Here is a 14,406-nt window from a genome sequence, read left to right as displayed (position 1 = left end):
GGACGTGTCTGGTTTGGGGTGGTTAGCGGACGTCGATCTCCCCTCCCGCTTGCGGGAGGGGTTGGGGGTGGGCAGCAACGCTGCAATGGCCCACCCCGCTGCGACTAGGGCGCGAGCGCCCAAGTCTCGCTGCCCCTCCCGCCTGCGGGAGGGGAAAACAGTTCAATCCCTCAACGACCGCAACCGCCCGAAAACTGCCCCTAAGCCCGCGTCGGGTCGATATCGAGCTGGCCCAGCCGTTTGCGCAGCGTGTTGCGGTTGATGCCCAGACGCCGCGCCGCTTCGAGCTGGTTGCCGCGCACGTCGCGCAACACGCGGCGGAAGAGGGCGGCTTCGACGATCGCTTCGAGGCGTTCGTGCAGCGTGCCGTCGTAGTCGGTCGCGAGTTCCTCGCGCGCCCAGTCGTCGACGGCGCGGCCGATCGCGTCCCGGGGGGCGACGATCGATATCCCCTCGCCGCTTTCGTGGAGCACCGCCTCGACATCGCGAACCGAGACGGTCGTGTCGCGCGAGAGCACCGCGAGGCGCTGGACGACGTTGCCGAGTTCGCGGACGTTTCCGGGCCAGTCATAGCGTTCGAGCATCTGCATCGCGTCGGGAGCGAACTGGCGGTCGGGAAGCCCGAACCGGCGCCCGCTGTCGACGAAATGGCGGACGAGCGCGGCGATGTCGCTGCGGCGGTCGCGAAGCGGCGGGAGCGTGACCGGGATGACGTTGAGCCGGTAGAAGAGATCCTCGCGGAAACGCCCGTCGGCGATGAGCGTACGCATGTCGCGGTGCGTGGCGGCGACGACGCGGACGTCGGCGCGCAGCGACTGGCTGCCCCCGACGGTCGAATATTCGTTGCTCTGCAGCACGCGCAGCAGCCGCGTCTGGGCGTCGAGCGGCATGTCGCCGATCTCGTCGAGGAAGAGCGTGCCCCCCGCCGCCTGTTCGAAGCGCCCGGCATTGCGGCTGGTCGCGCCGGTGAAGGCGCCCTTTTCATGGCCGAACAGCTCGGCCTCGATCAATTCGCGCGGGATCGCGGCCATGTTGATCGCGACAAAGGGCCCGGCGCGGCGGAGGCCGGTGGCGTGGATCGCGCGCGCGACGACCTCCTTGCCGGTGCCCGATTCGCCGAGGATCAGCACCGCGAGGTCGTTCGAGGCGAGGCGCGCGATGGTGCGGTACACCGCCTGCATCGCGGGCGCGCGGCCGACGAGGCCGTGGCTGTCGGCGGGGCCGACGTCGGGTGCCGCCGCGGGCTCGCTGCCGCGGCGCGCGAGCGCGGCGCGGACGCTGGCGATCAGATCCTCGAGGTCGAAGGGCTTGGGCAGATAATCGTAGCTGCCGATGCCGGTCGCGCGGACTGCAGTGTCGAGCGTGTTCTGCGCCGAAAGCACGATCACCGGCACATCGGGCGCGAGCCTCGCGCCGGGGAGCGAGTCGATGCCGTCGCCATCGGGCAGCACGACGTCGGTGATCACGAGGTCGGGCGAATGGGCGGCGAGCCAGGCGTTGCGCTCGGCGACGCTGGTGACCGCGGCGAAGCTGCCGCATTCCTCGGCGAGCGTCTCACGGATGATCAGCGCGATCGTCGGATCGTCCTCGACGAGCAGGATCGTCTTGCCGATCATGCGCTGCGCCCCTGCTGCGCGGCGGGAAGGTGGACGCGGAAGCGCGTCCATTCGCCGTCGCGCATATGCTGGACCGTGCCGCCCATGTCGCGTGCGAGCTTGGCGACGAGCGCGAGGCCGAGCCCCCTGCCCTCGCGCTTGGTGGTGACGAAGGGATCGAAGACGTCGCCGCGGATTTCGGCGGGGACGCCGGGGCCGTTGTCGCTGACGCTGACCTCGATCGGCAGCGCGATGCGGCCGCGGCCGTCGCCATTGTCGATCGACAGCCCATGGCGATAGGCGGTGGCGAGGCGCACGACGCCGTCGTCGCGGCCGACGAGCACTTCGGAGGCGTTGGTAAGGAGGTTCTGCAGGATCTGCACCATGGCGTCATGGTTGCCGAGCACGAGCGGCAGCGAGGGGTCGAAATCTTCGGCGAAGCGGATGCCGGGCAGCTGGCGTGCGCGCACCGCCTCCATCGCCTGGTGGATCGGCTGGTAGAGGTTCAGCGCGTCGCAGGCGATCGGCTGGCCGCGCGAGAAATGCTCCATCTGGTCGATCAAGGTCGCGATGCGGTCGACCTCGGCCACGATCAGTTCGGTGAAGCGCGCCTTGCCGGCGTCGGCGCCGCGCGCGAGCAGCTGGGCGGCGCCGCGGATGCCGGCGAGCGGGTTCTTGATCTCGTGCGCGAGCATCGAGGCGGCGGCGCCCGCGGCGCGGCCCGAGCGGCCGATCGCGCCGCCCATCAGCTCGGCCTCGCGCTGCGAGGGGACGAGCGCGAGGATGCGGTGGCCGGTGCCGCCATAGGGCACCATCTGCATGTCGACCGAAATCGCCTTGCGCCCGCCGACCGAGATGTCGGCGCCGTGCGCGAAGAGCGCCGAATAAGCGGGATCGCTCATCCGCTGGCGGTAATTGCGGTCCATTGCGATGACGTCGTAGACGACGTGCCCGACCATCGCGGCGCGGCCGGTGTTGCAGAGTTGTTCGGCGGCGGCGTTGACGAAGAGGATGACGCCGTTGCGGTCGATGAGCAGGGTCGCGACGGGATGCGACTGGATCAGCTCGTCATGGTCGAAACTGGGGATGCTCGACGTCAGCGCGCTCACGCAGCGGGCCTCATGCAGCAGCCTTGGTCAGATGCGGGCCGTAGAAGGCTTCGAGCGCGTCGAGGACCGACTTGCTGTCGGGGATCTGGTTGACCTTGTTGCGGAATTCGGCCGAGCCGTGCAGCCCCTTGACGTACCATCCAAGGTGCTTGCGCGCCATATTGACCCCGGTCATTTCGCCATAATGCTCGATCATCGCGCGGTAATGCGATGTAATGACGTCATATTGTTCGTCGAGGCCGGGGTCGGGGCGCTCGGCCTCGCCTCGCAGCGCCGCCATCACCTGGCCGAGCAGCCAGGGGCGGCCGTAAGCGCCGCGGCCGATCATGACGCCGTCTGCGCCGCTCTGCGCGAGCGCGGTCCTGGCGTCGTCCGACGAGCAGATGTCGCCGTTGACGATGACGGGGATCGAGACCGCGTCCTTGACGCGGCGCACGAAGCCCCAGTCGGCCTCGCCGCGGTACATCTGGTTGCGGGTGCGGCCGTGGACGGTGACGAGCTTGGCGCCTAGATCCTCGGCGATATGCGCGAGCTCCGGCGCGTTGAGGCTGTCGTGGCACCAACCCATGCGCATCTTGACCGTGACGGGCACGCTGACCGCCTTGACGCAGCTGTCGATCAGCGCGGCGGCGAGCCCCAGGTCGCGCATCAGCGCCGAGCCGGCGTCGCCGTTGGTGACCTTGCGCACCGGGCAGCCCATGTTGATGTCGATGATCGACGCGCCGCGATCCTCGTTGAGCTTGGCCGCTTCGCCCATCTCGTAAGGCGTGCAGCCGACGAGCTGCATCGACACGGGTTCCTCGACGGGGTCCCAGGCGGCTTTCTGGATCGACTGGCGCGTTTCGCGGATCGCAGCCTGGCTGGCGATCATCTCGGTCACGTTGAGCCCCGAGCCGTAATAGCGCACGAGCTTGCGGAACGGCAGGTCGGTGACGCCGGTCATCGGCGCGAGGATCACCGGATCCGCGATGGTGATATGGCCGATCTGGATGGGGCTGAGCGCCGCCATGGGGGAGACTTTCGGGTTAAATTGCCTAAAATTTGTGCACGCCCCTACACGCTAAGCGGCTTTCCCGCAAGCCGGGGCTGCGCTACCCGCCTCTGCTGATGGACGAATCCGCTCCCCTTTCCGGCCCGCCGACGATCGTGATCATCCTGCTCGCGGGCGGGCGCGGGGCGCGTACGGGCTTTGCCGCGCCCAAGCAGCAGGCGATGCTGGGGGGCAAGCCGGTGCTGCAGTGGAGCCTCGACGCGCTGGCGGCCTACCCAGGCGTGCTGGTGAGCGCCGACGAGATCGCCCTGCCCGCCGGCTGGAAGCGCGCGGCGCCGGGAGCCGAGCGGCAGGATTCGGTGGCGCGCGGGCTGGCGGCGCTGGCGGGGCTGGACGACGATGCGGTGGTGCTGGTGCACGACAGCGCGCGGCCGGGGGTTGGCCGCGACGTGATTGCGCGGCTGATCGCGGCGATCGCGGAGGGCGCGGCGGCAGCGATCCCGGTGCTGCCGGTGGCCGACACGATCGTGCGGCAGGCCGATGCGGACGTGGTCGACCGGGCCGAGCTCGCGCGGGTGCAGACGCCGCAGGCCTTCCGGCTGGGCGCGTTGCGGCGCGCGCATGCGGAGGCCGCAGGCGCGGCGGCGAGCGACGATGCGCAGCTGGTGCGGCGCCTCGGCGAGCCGGTAGCGCTGGTCGCGGGCGACGCGCGGCTGCACAAGCTGACCTTTGCCGAGGACCTCGCGATGCTCGAGAGCCTGCTCGGCGTGGAGAAAGAGACGATGCGGATCGCGACGGGCATGGGATATGACGTGCACCGGCTGGTGGCGGGCAAGCCGCTATGGCTGGGCGGCATAAGGATCGAGCACAGCCACGGCCTGTCGGGGCACAGCGACGCCGACGTCGCGCTGCACGCGATCACCGACGCGGTGCTCGGCGCGGCCGCGGACGGCGATATCGGCAGCCATTTCCCGCCGTCGGACCCGCAGTGGAAGGGCGCCGAATCGTGGCGCTTCCTCGACTATGCGGTGCAGCGCGTCGCCGATCGCGGCGGCGATATCCAGCATCTGGACCTCACGATCGTCGGCGAGGCGCCGAAGGTCGGGCCGCACCGCGAGGCGATGCGATTGCGCATTTCGGAAATTGCGCGCCTGCCCCTTTCGCGGATAAGCGTGAAGGCGACGACCACCGAGGGGCTGGGCTTCGCCGGGCGGCGCGAGGGGCTGGCGGCGCAGGCGGTCGCGACGATCCTGTGGAAGGAATGATATGAAGAACAGGGGCTTGCTGGCCGTAGCTACGGCGATGACGATGGTGGGAATGCCGGCGCAGGCCGTCGCGCAGACATGCATCACGCGCACCGAGATCGCGGGCATGATGGGTTATGCAATGCCGTCGGTGATCGAAGGGGTGCGCAACACGTGCGCGGCGCATCTGCCCGCCGATGCCTTTCTGGCGACGGGCGTCGAGGCGATGATCGAGAGCTATCGCGCCGTGCAAGCGGACAATTGGCCGACCGCGCGCGCAGCGTTCATGAAATTCGGTGCCGATGAGGGCGAAACCGATCCCTCGGTGATGGAGCAAATGCCCGACGAACTGCTGCAGCCGCTGGTCGAGGCGATGATCCCTACGATGATCGAGGGCGAGATCAAGCCCGGCTCATGCCGCGACGTCGATACATTGGTCGCGTCGCTGGCGGCGATGTCGCCGAAGCAGGCGGGCGATTTCATGGCCGCGATTCTGGCGCTGACGGGCGACGACAAGCCCGGCGAAAAGCAGCGCTCGCCCAACGTCTGCGCCGAATAGCCGCCATGTCCGAACCCGATCGAAACGAAGCGCGCGACACCCTCGCCGAGACCGTGCTCGCCGCCAACCGCGCCGCGGGACGCAAGGTCGCGGCGGCCGAGAGCTGCACCGGCGGCATGGTGTGCGTCGCGCTGACCGACATTCCGGGGAGTTCCGACGTGTTCTCGGGCGGCTTCATCACTTACTCGGCGAACGCGAAGCAAAGCCAGCTCGACGTCAGCAGCGAGATATTGGAGACCTTCGGCGAGGTGTCGCTGGCGACCGCCTGGGCGATGGTGACCGGCGCGCTGGCGAACAGCGATGCCGACGTCGCGGTCGCGATCACCGGCATCGCCGGACCCGGCGGCGGATCGGAGAAGAAGCCGGTCGGGCTGGTGGTCTTCGCGCGCGGGCTGCGCGGGCAGGACCCCGACGAATATTTCACCCAGCGCGTGCAGTTCGAGGGCGGCGACCGCGCATCGATCCGTCATGCGGCGGCGATGTTCGCGCTCGACCTGTTGCTGCCCGAACGCGACGCGATGGGGCCGTCGGAGGATATTGCGCTGCCGGCGTGAAGTCGGCACGTTCGCGGGCGGCATGGACAAGGACAGACGAAAGCTGCTGGTCGGCGCCTCGCTCGTGGGGATCGCGGCGCTGATCGTGGGTCCGGCCTTCTGCAGTTCGTTGGCGCTACGAGAAGGGCCGTCGGACAAGAAGTCGAACGCGGCGCCGAAGAGGCCGACCGGCCGACCGAAGCCAGCGCTGGAAGAAGATATAGCACCGGTACTAGCCCGGCTGGACCGATGGTATGCGGCGCATCTACCGACCGACGAATATACCTTCAACCTCCCCGCAAACGACGCGGCGCTCGACGCCCTGGAACGTGTCGTGGGCGTCGCCATGCCATCGTCGTGGCACCAGTTATATCGGTGGCACGACGGGGAGAATGACGACCGGCATGGGCATATCTACGGATTGCCGCTGCTTCCGTTGGCCGAGGTCGAAGCCCAGTGGCGGAGCTGGGTCAAGATTCTCGCCTATTTCAAGGGCGACCCTTATGTCATTCCCGGCGGCGGCTGGCCCGGGGGCGCCGTCGACCCCGCCTATATCAATCGCCGCTGGATTCCGCTGACCCATGACGGATCGGGCAATCATATCGGCATCGACCTCGATCCCTGGCCCGGAGGCCGGGTCGGGCAGATCATCCTCTATGGCCGCGACGAGGAGGTGAAGGTCGTGCTTGCGGAATCGCTCGGCCAATTTCTCGGTTGGATCGCCGACCTGCTCGAAAGCGGCAATTTTCGCCTGAAAGTCGAGCCAGGCGAAGCACGGTTGCGGGCATTCGCCCTTCGCAATCCGCCATCGGATCATTTCCACGAGGGCGCGCGCAAACTGCTTGGGGCGCCGGGTCCTTACGCTTAACGGGCCCCGGCCACGACAATGGCTCAGTTCTTCCGCTTCTGCCTTTGACGCACAATCAAGGCGACCCCGAACAATATCGCTGCCGCCGTTAGAGCGGGCGCGACATTCTGCAAAGATCCGCCAAAGAAGGCGACGACGATCAGGCTGCCGGCGAGCAGGCCAATGGCACCCTGTACACGCCTAGGCACTGCGAACGCCGCGCAAAAGCGTACGAGCCATAATCACGCCGCCACCCCGTAAAGCGCGTCCGCGCGCGCCTCGAACGCCGCGATCATCTTCCTCAGCGCCTTGTCGAACATCTGGCCCGCCAGCGCCTCGAACATGCGGCTGCGGAAGGCGAAGTCGACCATGAAGTCGACGCGGCAGCCGCCATCCTCGGTAGGAACGAAATGCCATTCGTTGGTGAGGTGGCGCATCGGGCCGTCGATATAGCTGACGGTGACGCTGTCTGGGCGGTCCTTGTGGACGCGGCACGAGAAGCTTTCGCGCAGCCCCTTGAAGCCGACGATCATGTCGGCGACCGCCTCATGCTCGCTGTCGCTGCGGATACGGAGCGCGACGACCCAGGGCAGGAAGTCGGGATAATGCGCGATGTCCGACACCAGCGCGAACATCTGGTCCGCGCTGTACGGCAGGATCCGGCTTTCCTGGTGCCTCGGCAATCAGTCGGCCTTTGCGCGGGCGAGCTGCGCCTCGCGCGCGGCGCGCATGACCTCGAAATCGTCGCCGGCGTGGTAGCTCGACCGTGTCAGCGGCGAGGCCGCGACCTGCAGGAAGCCCTTGGCGCGCGCGATCTGCGCATAGGCGTCGAACGCCTGCGGAGTGACGAAGTCGATCACCTTGGCGTGCTTCGGGGTCGGCTGGAGATATTGGCCCATTGTCATGAAATCGATGTCGGCGCTACGCATGTCGTCCATCACCTGATGGACCTCCATCCGCTCCTCACCGAGTCCCATCATGATGCCGGACTTGGTGAAGATCGACGGATCGCGGCGCTTGACGCTTTCGAGCAGGCGCAGCGAGGCATAATAGCGCGCGCCGGGGCGGATCGTCGGATAGAGCCGCGGAACAGTTTCGAGATTATGGTTATAGACGTCGGGGCGCGCATCGACGATCGCCGCGACCGCGCTTTCGGGCTTGTTGCGAAAGTCCGGCGTCAGAATCTCGATCGTCGTCTGCGGCGTCTCGCGGCGCAGCGCCTGGATCACCTTCACGAACTGGCTCGCGCCGCCGTCGGGCAAATCGTCGCGGTCGACCGAGGTGATGACGATGTGGCTGAGCCCCATCTTCGCCGCCGCGATCGCCGTATGTTCGGGCTCGAACGGGTCGACCGCACGCGGCATGCCGGTCTTGACGTTGCAGAAGGCGCAGGCGCGGGTGCAGGTGTCGCCGAGGATCATCACCGTCGCATGCTTCTTGGTCCAGCATTCGCCGATGTTCGGGCAGGCCGCTTCCTCGCACACCGTGTGCAGGTTGAGCTCGCGCATCAGCTTGCGCGTTTCGGCGTAACCGGGGCTGGTCGGCGCCTTGACGCGAATCCAGTCGGGCTTGCGGGTGCGCTGGCTGGGGAGTGATGCGGGCTGGGCGGGAGCGTTCATGGCGCCCACATAGTCTTGCTCGCGCCTCTTCTCAACCTCTCTACCTATGCTAAGGCGCCTGCATGACTCACTTTGCAGACATGATCGAGGGATATCGCCGTTTCCGTAACGGCGGTTGGGCGCAGCAACGCGAGCGCTGGGAACAGCTGGCCGAGGGCCAGTCGCCGAAGGTGATGGTGATCGCCTGTTCGGACAGCCGATCCGAACCCTCGCAGATTTTCGACACCAATCCGGGCGAAATCTTCGTCGTGCGCAACGTCGCGGCGCTGGTGCCGCCGTTCGAGACGACGCCGGGGCGCCACGGCGTGTCGGCGGCGCTGGAATTCGCAGTGCAATTCCTGAAGGTCGAGGAAATCGTCGTGATGGGACACGGGCTGTGCGGCGGGTGCCACGCCGCGCTGCATAAATCGATGGAGGGCGCCGAGCCGGGCCATGGCGGCTTCATCGCCGACTGGATCGCGATGCTCGACGACGCCAGCGCCGAAGTGCGCGCCGAGCATGTCGATATCGACAATCGCGACGCGGGGCGCGCGATGGAAATGGCGGCTGTGCGCGTGAGCATAGCGAATCTGCGCACCTTCCCCTGTATCCAGGAGAAGGAACGGCGCGGGACCCTGAAATTGCGCGGCGCCTTCTTCGCGATCAGCGACGGGGTGCTGCATGTGCTGGACGACGCGACGGGAGATTTTGCACCGGCCTGAGACCTTCAATGACTCTTGCGCCGCAGACAGGGGAACGGACATGAGCAAGAATGCGATGTGGCTGACGATCATCTTTTTCGCGGCCATCGTCGGGGCTTTCATGGGGCCATCGATCGCCAGCCTGGTCGGCGAAGGCACGATGATGATCCTGGCGCCCCTGTTCCTGATCGGCGTGGTCGTTTTCTGCATCTGGGCGCTGTCTAGCAACAAGAGCGGGCAGAAGGCGGATCCGGCGGCACTGGCCGAGGCGCGGCGGATGCAGGCGCCCGAAGGCAAAGGCCGCATCTATGTCACCCGCCGCGGTTTCGTCGCTGCGCTGCAGGGAATGAATGTCACCCTCGACGGCACGGCGCAGGGGCAGATCAAATCGGGACAGATGCTGATGGCCGATGTCGAGCCCGGCAAGCATCATATCCAGGTCGGCACCGCCAAGGCGAAGCTGGCGCGGCCCGACGAGATCGAGGTCGATGTCGGCGCGGGGGGTGTGGTGGTGATCGACGCGATGATCGAAATGGGCGCGCTAAAGGGCGGGGTGAAGCTCAGCCGCTCGGATGCAGCCAAGGCCCGCGAAGATGTCAATGCGACCAAGCTGATCCTGTGGGAAGTGGCGCCCGCGTAACTTGCTTTCGCGCGCCCGCATTTCGTCGCCGATTCGGGGCGCTTCCCGGTCGAGGCGAGCGAAGTGTGCGAGCAGCCGATTTGCGCTCCCGGGCCAAGATGGCAAAGCGATGACAGGTCGCAATCAGGGAGACATGAATGGCCCTTCGCCAGCCTTTATTGGCCGCCCCGGCGCTCGCGTCGCGGCGGCGCGCAATCCCCGGCGAAGACGATGATTATGCCAAGGCCCGAAAATCCTTGCTGGCCGAGGAAATCGACCTCCGCCGCAAGATGACGCGCGTCGCCGAACAGCGCCGCGCGCTGCCGCCGGGGCCGCTGATCACGGCGGATTACCGATTCCGCGATGTAGACGGCGCCGAGCTGGGGCTGGCCGAGCTGTTCGGCGAGCACGACACGCTGGTCACCTATTTCTGGATGTACGGGCCCGAGCGCGCGCGGCCGTGCCCGATGTGCACCAACTGGCTGGGGTCGGTGAACGGCAATGCGAACGACATCAAGCAGCGCGTGGCGCTGAAGATCTTGGGGCGCAGCCCGGTCGAGCGGCAAATGGCCTTCGCCGCAGAACGCGGCTGGCAGGCGCTCGATTTCGTGCAGACGGTCGGCGACGATTATGCGCGCGATTTCCGGCTGCTCCACGCGGACGGGGGCGAGGACCCGGCACTGGTCGTGTACAAGCGCAATGGCAGCGGGATCCGGCTGTTCTGGAAGAGCGAGATGACCGCCGACATGGCGGACCCCGGACAGGACCCGCGCGACGCGCCCGATATCGCGAGCCTGTGGAACATCCTCGACCTGACGCCCGGCGGGCGCGGGACGAGCTGGTATCCGAAGCTGGAATATTGAGCGATTAGATCCTCCCCGTGCCGGGGAGGAGCGCGGCTCACGGAATCGCGTAGGTCACTTGCGCCTGCCCGACGGGCTTGTCGGCATCGTCGGTCCAGATGCGGACGTCCATCACCGCGAGCCGCTTGCCGAGTCGCAGCATTGTTGCGTCGGCGAAGAGTGGGCCGGGGCGGCAGGGCCGCAGGAACTGGTAGTTGAGCGCGCTGGTAACCGCCATCGCGACGGGGCCGATATGCGCGAGGACGAGCGCATAGGCGGCCATGTCGGCGAAACCCATCTGCGTCGGGCCCGAGATCAGCCCGCCGGGGCGCAGCGCCTTGTCACCCGGATCCATCCGCGCCTGGACATGGCCGGGCACGGCGGAGACGACATGGCCGCGCGTGCCCGGCTGGGCGTGCGGAAAGGCCTGCTCCAGAAAGGCGTTGAGTGCGTCGGCGTCGAGCCGGATCGCACTCGACGAGATCGGAGCGGCCTCCCCCACCTGCAGGCTCAGCGCGTCAGCTTCTTGTACGACGTCGCGTGCGGACGCGTGGCGTCGTCGCCGAGGCGGCGGATCTTGTCCTCTTCATAGGATTCGAAATTGCCTTCGAACCATTCGACATGGCTGTCGCCCTCGAACGCCAGGATGTGCGTCGCGAGGCGATCGAGGAAGAAGCGGTCGTGGCTGATGACCACGGCGCAGCCCGCGAAATTCTCGAGTGCTTCTTCGAGCGCGGCGAGCGTCTCGGTGTCGAGGTCGTTGGTCGGTTCGTCGAGCAGGAGGACGTTGCCGCCCTCCTTGAGCATCTTGGCGAGGTGGACGCGGTTGCGTTCGCCGCCCGAGAGCTGGCCGACCTTCTTCTGCTGGTCGACGCCCTTGAAGTTGAAGGCGCCCACATAAGCCCGCGTCTGCATCTCGTGCTTGCCGATGGTCATCAGCTCGTGGCCGCCCGAGATTTCCTGCCAGACATTGTTGTCGGGCTTCAAATCGTCGCGACTCTGGTCGACGAAGCCGAGGCGGACGGTGTCGCCGATCGTGACGCTACCGCTGTCGGGGGTTTCCTGGCCGGTGATCAGCTTGAACAGGGTCGACTTGCCGGCGCCGTTCGGGCCGATGACCCCGACGATGCCGCCCGGGGGGAGGGTGAAGGACAGGTCCTCGAAGAGCAATTTGTCGCCATAGGCCTTCGAGATGTTCGCGACCTCGATCACCTTGCCGCCGAGGCGTTCGGGGATCTGGATGACGATCTGCGCCTTGCCGGGGGTGCGCTTTTCCTGCGCCTCGACGAGCTGGTCGAACGACTTGATACGCGCCTTCGACTTGGCCTGGCGGGCTTTGGGCGATTGCCGGATCCACTCGAGCTCGTCCTTGATCGCCTTCTGGCGGCCCTGGTCCTCGCGCGCTTCCTGCTCGAGGCGCTTGCCCTTCTTTTCGAGATAGGTCGAATAATTGCCTTCGTAGACGAAGTAGCGGCCGCGATCGAGTTCGAGGATCCAGTTCACGACATTGTCGAGGAAATAGCGATCGTGGGTGACGAGGATGACGTTGCCGGGATAGTCGACGAGATGCTTTTCGAGCCAGGCGACGCTTTCGGCGTCGAGATGGTTGGTCGGTTCGTCGAGCAGCAGGATCGACGGCTTTTCCAGCAACAGGCGGGTGAGCGCGATGCGGCGTTTCTCGCCGCCCGACAGATTCTCGACGCTCCAGTCACCCGGCGGGCAGCGCAGCGCTTCCATCGCGATTTCGAGCTGGTTGTCGAGCGTCCAGCCGTCGACCGCGTCGATCTTTTCCTGGAGCGTGCCCATTTCCTCCATCAGCGCCTCGAAATCAGCGTCCTCCGGCGGATCGGCCATCAGCGTGCTGATCTCGTTGAAGCGGTCCATCATGTCGGCGACGCCGCGGACGCCGTCCATGACATTCTCTTTGACCGTCTTGGTCGGGTCGAGCTGCGGCTCCTGCGCGAGGTAACCGACGCTGATCCCCTCGCCCGGCCAGGCTTCGCCGGTGAAGTCCTTGTCGATGCCGGCCATGATCTTCATGAGCGTCGATTTACCCGTGCCGTTCGGGCCGACGATACCGATCTTGGCATCGGGGTAGAATTGCAGGCTCAGGTCCTTGAGCGTCGGCTTTTGCGCGCCGGGATAGGTCTTGCCGAGACCCTTCATCACGAAACTATATTGGGCGGCCATGGGATTTGCTCCGGTCTTGGCTGGGCCGCGCGCGGGCGGCCGGGAGAGATGTTGCGCGCCGGTTAGCGAATGGGCGGCGGATTGGCAATCGACGCTTGCGCACACGGCGCGCGCGGTTACGACGGCGGCATGAAAATCGCCGCTCCCCTCGCCCGCCTCGCCGGGCTGACCGCCACCCTCCTCGCCTCGACCGCCGCCGCTGCCTCGATCCCGCCGCCGCCGAGCGCGGTCGAACTGGCGCAGCAGGGCGAGGATATCGCCTGGTCGATCACCGAGGACCTGACCACCGAGATCGGCCCGCGCATGGCGGGGACCGAGGCCGAATCCGCGGCGCGGCGCTGGGCCGTCGCGCGGCTGCAGGCGATGGGCTTCGCCAATGTGCGCGAGGAGCAGTTCGACATGAAGGTGTGGGTGCGCGGCGCCGAAGAGGCTTCGCTGACCGGCCCCTTCCTGCCGCAGAAGCTGCATATCGCCGCGCTCGGCAACAGCGCCTCGACGGGACCCATGGGGATCGAGGGCGATGTCGCCTATTATCCGAGCTACGACGCGCTGCTCGCAGCCCCCGATATCCACGTGAAGGGCAAGATCGTCTTCATCGACAACCAGATGGAGCGTGCGCAGGACGGCAGCGGTTACGGCCAATATGGCCGCGGGCGCTTTGTGGGCGCCAATGCCGCGTCGAAGAAGGGCGCGATCGCGGTGGTGATCCGCTCGATCGGCACCGACAATCATCGCGGGGCGCACACCGGCGGGACCAATTTCGAAGCCGGGGTGAAGCCGATCCCCGCAGGCGCGCTGTCGAACCCCGACGCCGACCAGCTGGTGCGCCAGTGGCAGCGCACGCTGACGATGCGCACCAGTGAGACGCCCCTCGGCTATACGCCCGAGCCGCTGCGGATGAAGCTGGTGCTCACCCCCCAGGACCTGGGCACCAGATATTCGGGCAATGTGATCGCCGAAGTGCCGGGCAGCGACCCCGCCGCTTCGCCGGTGATCATCGCCTGCCATCTCGACAGCTGGGACCTCGGGACCGGAGCGATTGACGACGCCTCGGGCTGCGGGATCGTCACCGCTGCGGCGAAGCATGTCATGCGCGCGGGCCAACCGCGGCGCACGATCCGCGTCCTGTGGGCCGGCGCCGAGGAGGTCGGTGTGTTCGGCGGCAAGGCCTATTTCGACAAGCATGGGACCGAAAAGCACGCGGTGGCGCTCGAATCCGATTTCGGCGCCGATCGCGTGTGGCGCGTCGATTTCAAGCTGCCCGCGAGCGCCAAGCCGCTGGAGGACCGGATCGCGGCCGCGCTGGCGCCCTTTGGCATCGTGCGCGGCAAGACTCCGGCGGGCGGCGGCGCCGACATCGGCGCGCTCGTCGCGGCGGGGGTGCCGACGATCGACCTGCAGCAGGACGGCACGCGCTATTTTGACCTGCACCACACCCCCGACGACACGCTCGACAAGATCGATCCGGCGCAATTGCGGCAGAATGTGGTGGCGTGGACCGCGACTCTGGCGATTCTCGCGAACAGCGCCGATGCCGAGCTGCCGTAATACTCAACCAAAACGGTAGGATTTCCGCGG

General features: G+C 67.1%; 15 protein-coding genes. 8 read left to right on the top strand and 7 right to left on the bottom strand.

What is annotated here, in order from left to right; translation table 11 throughout:
* Positions 1-200: 200 nt before the first annotated feature.
* Genes ntrC through dusB form a run of 3 tightly spaced genes read right to left on the bottom strand, consistent with a single transcriptional unit; the run spans position 201 to position 3,713 of the window.
* Positions 201-1,616 carry a nitrogen regulation protein NR(I) gene (ntrC, locus tag ATE62_RS11775; protein ID WP_156420619.1) on the bottom strand — a complete coding sequence of 472 codons (1,416 nt, stop codon included), beginning with the start codon at positions 1,614-1,616 and terminating at the stop codon, positions 201-203.
* On the bottom strand, positions 1,613-2,704 hold the full coding sequence (locus tag ATE62_RS11770) for a two-component system sensor histidine kinase NtrB (RefSeq protein WP_058809396.1): 1,092 nt from the start codon (positions 2,702-2,704) through the stop codon (positions 1,613-1,615). Before ATE62_RS11770 ends, ntrC begins: the two co-directional genes overlap by 4 nt.
* A gap of 10 nt (positions 2,705-2,714) precedes the next feature.
* Positions 2,715-3,713: a tRNA dihydrouridine synthase DusB gene (dusB, locus tag ATE62_RS11765; protein ID WP_058809397.1), complete on the bottom strand. Its 999-nt coding sequence runs from the start codon at positions 3,711-3,713 to the stop codon at positions 2,715-2,717.
* 98 nt (positions 3,714-3,811) lie between these two features.
* Between dusB and ispF the strand changes: the two genes are divergently transcribed.
* The 4 genes from ispF to ATE62_RS11745 all read left to right on the top strand — a co-directional run bounded on the left by ispF (position 3,812) and on the right by ATE62_RS11745 (position 6,899).
* Complete coding sequence (gene ispF / locus ATE62_RS11760; RefSeq protein WP_058809398.1) at positions 3,812-4,960, top strand: 2-C-methyl-D-erythritol 2,4-cyclodiphosphate synthase; 1,149 nt, start codon at positions 3,812-3,814, stop codon at positions 4,958-4,960.
* A 1-nt stretch (position 4,961) separates the two neighbouring features.
* Entirely contained in the window at positions 4,962-5,498 is a 537-nt protein-coding gene (locus ATE62_RS11755) for a hypothetical protein (RefSeq protein ID WP_058818518.1), read from the top strand.
* A gap of 5 nt (positions 5,499-5,503) precedes the next feature.
* Positions 5,504-6,052, top strand: a complete 549-nt coding sequence (locus ATE62_RS11750) for a CinA family protein (protein ID WP_058809400.1) — start codon at positions 5,504-5,506, stop codon at positions 6,050-6,052.
* Positions 6,053-6,116: 64 nt separating this feature from the next.
* Positions 6,117-6,899 (top strand): SMI1/KNR4 family protein, encoded by a 783-nt coding sequence (locus ATE62_RS11745; RefSeq protein WP_197411726.1) that lies wholly within the window; start codon positions 6,117-6,119, stop codon positions 6,897-6,899.
* 221 nt (positions 6,900-7,120) lie between these two features.
* On the opposite strand, the gene ATE62_RS11740 is transcribed toward ATE62_RS11745, so the two are convergent.
* Together ATE62_RS11740 and lipA are read right to left on the bottom strand one after the other, a co-directional pair.
* Complete coding sequence (locus ATE62_RS11740) at positions 7,121-7,561, bottom strand: type II toxin-antitoxin system RatA family toxin (RefSeq protein WP_082662766.1); 441 nt, start codon at positions 7,559-7,561, stop codon at positions 7,121-7,123.
* Positions 7,562-8,497, bottom strand: a complete 936-nt coding sequence (lipA, locus tag ATE62_RS11735) for a lipoyl synthase (RefSeq protein ID WP_058809403.1) — start codon at positions 8,495-8,497, stop codon at positions 7,562-7,564.
* Between the two features lie 62 nt (positions 8,498-8,559).
* Here lipA and ATE62_RS11730 point away from each other — a divergent pair, with 62 nt between their 5' ends.
* The 3 genes from ATE62_RS11730 to ATE62_RS11720 all read left to right on the top strand — a co-directional run bounded on the left by ATE62_RS11730 (position 8,560) and on the right by ATE62_RS11720 (position 10,659).
* Positions 8,560-9,198, top strand: a complete 639-nt coding sequence (locus tag ATE62_RS11730) for a carbonic anhydrase (protein ID WP_058809404.1) — start codon at positions 8,560-8,562, stop codon at positions 9,196-9,198.
* A 40-nt stretch (positions 9,199-9,238) separates the two neighbouring features.
* Entirely contained in the window at positions 9,239-9,817 is a 579-nt protein-coding gene (locus tag ATE62_RS11725; protein WP_058809405.1) for a DUF2846 domain-containing protein, read from the top strand.
* Positions 9,818-9,954: 137 nt separating this feature from the next.
* On the top strand, positions 9,955-10,659 hold the full coding sequence (locus ATE62_RS11720) for a DUF899 family protein (RefSeq protein ID WP_058809406.1): 705 nt from the start codon (positions 9,955-9,957) through the stop codon (positions 10,657-10,659).
* A 37-nt stretch (positions 10,660-10,696) separates the two neighbouring features.
* On the opposite strand, the gene ATE62_RS11715 is transcribed toward ATE62_RS11720, so the two are convergent.
* Together ATE62_RS11715 and ettA are read right to left on the bottom strand one after the other, a co-directional pair.
* Entirely contained in the window at positions 10,697-11,140 is a 444-nt protein-coding gene (locus ATE62_RS11715; protein ID WP_058809407.1) for a PaaI family thioesterase, read from the bottom strand.
* 8 nt (positions 11,141-11,148) lie between these two features.
* On the bottom strand, positions 11,149-12,828 hold the full coding sequence (ettA, locus tag ATE62_RS11710) for an energy-dependent translational throttle protein EttA (protein ID WP_058809408.1): 1,680 nt from the start codon (positions 12,826-12,828) through the stop codon (positions 11,149-11,151).
* A gap of 129 nt (positions 12,829-12,957) precedes the next feature.
* Here ettA and ATE62_RS11705 point away from each other — a divergent pair, with 129 nt between their 5' ends.
* Positions 12,958-14,376, top strand: a complete 1,419-nt coding sequence (locus ATE62_RS11705) for a M28 family peptidase (RefSeq protein WP_058809423.1) — start codon at positions 12,958-12,960, stop codon at positions 14,374-14,376.
* Positions 14,377-14,406: the final 30 nt, after the last annotated feature.

The organism is Sphingopyxis sp. HIX (genome assembly GCF_001468285.1).
GTDB lineage: Bacteria > Pseudomonadota > Alphaproteobacteria > Sphingomonadales > Sphingomonadaceae > Sphingopyxis.
Note: the sequence above shows the minus strand (reverse complement) of the source record. Positions and strands in the feature narration are given on the sequence as shown.